Source organism: Bacteroides sp. UBA939, assembly GCF_002293435.1.
Lineage (GTDB): Bacteria > Bacteroidota > Bacteroidia > Bacteroidales > Bacteroidaceae > Bacteroides.
This window is the reverse complement of the sequence record NZ_DBDF01000045.1, coordinates 1-4,645: the sequence shown is the minus strand read 5'-3', so window position 1 is coordinate 4,645 and position 4,645 is coordinate 1. Positions and strand designations below refer to the sequence as shown.

The 4,645-nt window shown below is 50.8% G+C and carries 3 protein-coding genes; 1 reads left to right on the top strand and 2 read right to left on the bottom strand.

Features of this window, described 5'->3' with window-relative positions; genetic code table 11:
- Nucleotides 1-15 precede the first annotated feature (15 nt).
- The gene (locus B2Z67_RS03195) at nucleotides 16-1,569 is read left to right on the top strand and encodes an AAA family ATPase (RefSeq protein ID WP_291528374.1); all 1,554 of its coding nucleotides are present in this window, start codon (nucleotides 16-18) and stop codon (nucleotides 1,567-1,569) included.
- Nucleotides 1,570-1,574: 5 nt separating this feature from the next.
- Here the strand turns inward: B2Z67_RS03195 and B2Z67_RS03190 are convergent, their stop codons facing one another.
- Both B2Z67_RS03190 and B2Z67_RS03185 read right to left on the bottom strand, forming a co-directional pair.
- Nucleotides 1,575-2,825: an efflux RND transporter periplasmic adaptor subunit gene (locus B2Z67_RS03190; protein WP_291528373.1), complete on the bottom strand. Its 1,251-nt coding sequence runs from the start codon at nucleotides 2,823-2,825 to the stop codon at nucleotides 1,575-1,577.
- Nucleotides 2,826-2,829: 4 nt separating this feature from the next.
- Nucleotides 2,830-4,329, bottom strand: a complete 1,500-nt coding sequence (locus tag B2Z67_RS03185) for a TolC family protein (RefSeq protein ID WP_291528372.1) — start codon at nucleotides 4,327-4,329, stop codon at nucleotides 2,830-2,832.
- Nucleotides 4,330-4,645: the final 316 nt, after the last annotated feature.

The following is a 4,645-nucleotide window of genomic DNA, read 5'->3' as shown; positions in this document are numbered from 1 at the left end:
AACTACTTCAGAAACTTGAGTTACGATATCAACGAGGCATGTCGGTTTGAGGCACTCTATGGCGGAACTTATATCGGCAGCCATCCCACCGCCGGACGAAATCAATATATGGTACTCCGTTTCAACTTCTCCACTATGGTGATGAGCGATGACATTGCCCGATTGGAAGAAAACTTCAATTACCTGAATTGCGGGCCTATTTATGAGATGGTACGTAACAAGAACCGCTACGCACGCTATTTCGAAAACTTCAGTTTCAGCAACGAACACAACGCCACCTCTATGCTGGATGATGTGTTGACCCGTATCAAGGCGGGCGAACTTCCCCGGCTCTATATCCTCATCGACGAATACGATAACTTCACCAACCAACTGCTCACCACCTTCAAAGACCCCCTCTACGAAAACGTAACGACGGGCGACAGCTTCTTGCGCAGTTTCTTCAAAACCATTAAGAAAGGTGTAGACGAAGGCAGCATCAACACCTGTTTCTGCACCGGCGTACTCCCCGTGACAATGGACGACCTGACCAGCGGATACAACATAGCCGAGATACTGACCCTGGCACCTAACTTTACCGAAATGCTGGGTTTCAATCACGACGAAGCCGCCACTTACCTGCGCTACGTGCTCCGCAACTACGGTAGCGGCGAAGAGCGTTTTGACGAGATATGGACGCTCATCCTCAACAATTATGACGGTTACCGCTTCTTGCCCGATGCCCGCCCCATGTTCAATTCCACTATACTGACTTATTTCTTTAAGAAGTTTGCCGTAAACAACGGCGACATCCCCCAGGAAATGATAGACGAGAACCTGCGCACAGATATCGGCTGGATTCGCCGCCTGACGCAGACTCTGGAGAATGCACAGGAAATGCTGGACGCACTCCTGATAGACGACGAACTGATTTATTCCGTGTCCGACCTGCGCAGCAAGTTCAATAAGAAGAAGTTCTTTGACAAGCAGTTCTATCCTGTCAGCCTGTATTATCTGGGGATGACTACGCTAAAGAACAGTTTCAAGATGTCGTTGCCTAACCTGACGATGCGCAGCATCTTCATGGACTACTTCAATGAGATGAACCGGATAAGCAGTGACGCTCGGAAATACGCTCCTGTATATGAGCAATTTGTGTATGGCGACCGGCAACTGGAACCGCTCATCATGAACTACTTCACAGAATACTTGGGGCAACTCCCCGCCCAAGTTTTCGACAAGATGAATGAGAACTTCATCCGCTGTTCTTTCTTTGAACTATGTAGCCGCTATCTGAGTGCCTGCTACACCTTCGCTGTGGAGCAAAACCTCCCTTCGGGGCGTGCCGACCTGGTACTGACGGGAATGCCGAATACCACTTACCATAACGATTGCCGTGTAGTGGAATTCAAGTACTGCAAAGCAGGAGAAGCTGTGCGTATAGATGCTTTGACAACTCCCGCCGAGGCAGACGTGACACAAGTCAGTGCCTACGCCGCAGACATCAACCGCCAATTCCCGACCTACCGGATGCGGAAATATGTGGTCTATATTGCTGCCGGGAAAGTTTGCAAAGTGTGGGAAGTATAATACCGCTATTTCAATATCAACTCCTCCGCCTCCCCAAAGTTATCATACCCCGTTGTAACCACCCAATCCCCGGGTTGCAAGCCATCCGTAACTTCGTACTGTTGCGGATTCTGGCGTCCGACGCTGAGAGGTACGCGTGTCGCTTTCGTTCCGGAGGCATTCAGTTTATAAATCCATTGCCCGCCGGTAGCTTGGTAGAAGTTGCCGCGCGGAATAATAACAGCCTGTTCCGGCTGTCCCAACTCTATCTGCACGCGGAAACTCTTGCCGACACGCACATTCTCCGGCATATCTCCGGTGAATACCAGGTCGACGTCGAAAGCCCGCTCCTTTACCTCGGGCACTACTTTGGTGATGCGAAGCGGATACTTGCGTCCCTGATAATTGATGGTAGCCGGAAGTCCCGTCGTAATGCGGTCTATGTAATATTCGCTGAGGGAAGTGTGAATCTTATACTGATCCAGTACCTTGATTTCGGCAATGCTCTCGTTGGAAGATACCTGCTGCCCCGGCGTTACCTTTACGAAACTGAGCTGTCCGGCAACGGGAGCTTTCACTATCAGGTTTTCCAGCCGCTCGCAGGCGCGTTCGTACTTCTTGCGTTCTCGCTCTCGGTCGTTGCGGATTAAGTCTTTGCGGATAACCGTCACGGCGGAATCATGCCGGAGACTCTCGCGCTGCAACCTGGCATTCTGCACTTTGTAGTTGTATTCGTCTTCGGCAACTTCCAGTTGAGCTTTGCTCTTGATGCCCATGTTGTATTCTTCCCGGTCGAGGTTGATGCTCTTCATCAGGCGCTCCAGTTCGTAGTTGGTCTGCAAGGCCTGTTGTTGCAGGTTCAGACTTTTCTGTTCCATCTCGATTTCCTTCTCCTGATAGGTTATCAGTTGCTTTTCCAAATCATCGCGCTGGTCTTCGATGCTGCGCAACAAATCGGGATTCTCGAGTACAAGGATGGTATCTCCTTTCCGAAGCAGACTCCCCTCCTCGCCCGTGATGCGTTCCACACTACCCGGCTCGCGGGCATTAATCTTGATGGTAAGAATCGGTTGGACGAGTCCTTCCACGTCAATGTATTCCATGAACCTGTCGTTTTTCACTTCGGCAATCTGCACACCATCCCGGTCGATGCGTAGCTTACTGGGTCCGGCGGAAAGGATGGCGACGTAGACCAGGAAAGCAAGAAATAGAATGCCTCCCGCCAGGTAATAACGGTAACGGATGTACCAGGGTTTCTTTTTGATTTTAATATCCATGTTGTTATCGGGTTTTGTTTATCATTTCATCCATTGCCGCTTCTATCTTTTCGGTTTCGGTGAGCGGGGCATTCAGTTCAAAGTCGTAGAGCGTGATGCTGCGCAGGGTATAGTACAGGCTCCAGTAATTGTACAGTGCCGAGATATAATTCCGCCGGGCAGCATCCTTCTCGCTGATGGAAGCATTGAGGTCGAGCACGGTAGATTTTCCTATGATGTAGAGCCTCCGGGCTACGTCGGCACGCCGTTGCGCTGTTTCGTCGGTGCGGGCGGCAATGTGTACGCGTTGCGATTGCAGGTTGAATTGCTGCACCAGCTTTCGGACATTCAGTTCAAAGTCCGTTTTGTCCTGTTCCACTTGGGTGTAGGTCAGGTCACGATTGGAACGAGCCACGCGCACCTGCCCCTTGCCGCGCCCCCAATCCAGTATGGGCAGATTGATGCCGAGGGTGACATATTGTTGCTCCGAGGGATGGCGATAAGCATCTTTCAGCTTGTCGCCCGTTTGCGTCAGTCCGAAGCGAAGGTAGAGGTCGGCTTTCAGTCCAGCATTGGCGCGGGCGTTGGCTACGTTGCTCTCGCTCTCCAGCTTGCGACGCTGCATGCTGAGTATGTCCGGACTGTTTTCTCTTGCCGTCATCAGGGCGGCAGTCAGGTCAATGTGAAGACCGGGCACGTGGTCGTTGACTTCTACCTTTATCACGACGTCCTCCTGAATGCCGAGGTACGAGCGGAGTTCCTGCATACAGTCTTCTACCTCGATGTGTGCGTTCATGCGGTTGGTTTCTTCGGTCAGCTTATTGAGTTCCAGTTGCAACATTTCGTTTTCGGTGATGGTGCCGATGTTGTAGCGTCCCTGTGCATATATATACAAGGTGTCGGCATTGGCATAGTTGGTAGATGCTATTTCGTAGTTGCTCTGCGCTGTGGCAAGGGCGAAGAACTTCTGTGTGGCTCGGGCGGCAACCAGTTCGAGGGTTTCTACGTAGGTTTTCTTTGCTTCGCGATAACGTAAGGGTTCGATGCGACGGTTCCACTTCAGGCTGTTGTATCCGAAGAGCGTCTGGCTGTAGCCGACGTTGATGGGTGATGTCTGCCAGGAGGTGGAGTGGTCGCTGAACAAGTCGAGCCGTTGGGCAGAGGTTTCTACGAACAGTGTGCCGCCCGTCCAGGGGATGTTCTGCGTGAGGCTTAGGGTGAGGTCAGTGCTCAGGAGATTCTGTTCGATGAACTTTACGCTGCCGTCGCTCATGGTGACTTTGTTGATGGCGCGGTCCAGTGTCGGGTCGGAAGTCAGCCGTAAGGCAGGCAGATAGTTGGCGCGGTAGTATTTGTAGCTCCAGTAGGAGGAACGGAAACTGTGACGGGCGGTCTGTGCATCGGGCGATTGACGGCGGGCGCGGTCTATAGTTTGCTCCAGGGTCAGTTGCAGCGTGCGTTCCTGGGCGGTGGCAGTCGTCAGAATGCCACAGATGATTAGTGATAAAAGTATATTCTTGTACATAGCATATTCCTTTGGGTGGAAGAGTTCAAATTCTACTGATAGAAGAGTCAAATCTTATGCCAAAGACATAAGTCGTTGTATATCAACTCACAGCATCTACTATCGCTCACCAATCTGCGTGCTATATCGCACAAAAACAGTGCGCATCCGCACGCACAACACATGGAAATTATACCTATCTTTGCTGCGTGAAACAATAACAGTTCTTCTTTTATAAGACAATTAAAAACAAAGGCAACTGCACTGGAAATGAATATATAATGGATAAGAAGCGAGATAAATGATAAGTAATCAACAAGAGTAACTTAATTCTCCT

Coding starts and splice junctions, on each gene's coding strand:
- B2Z67_RS03190 (WP_291528373.1), bottom strand. CDS start 2,825: ATGGATATTAAAATCAAAAAGAAACCCTGGTACATCCGTTACCGTTAT.
- B2Z67_RS03185 (WP_291528372.1), bottom strand. CDS start 4,329: ATGTACAAGAATATACTTTTATCACTAATCATCTGTGGCATTCTGACG.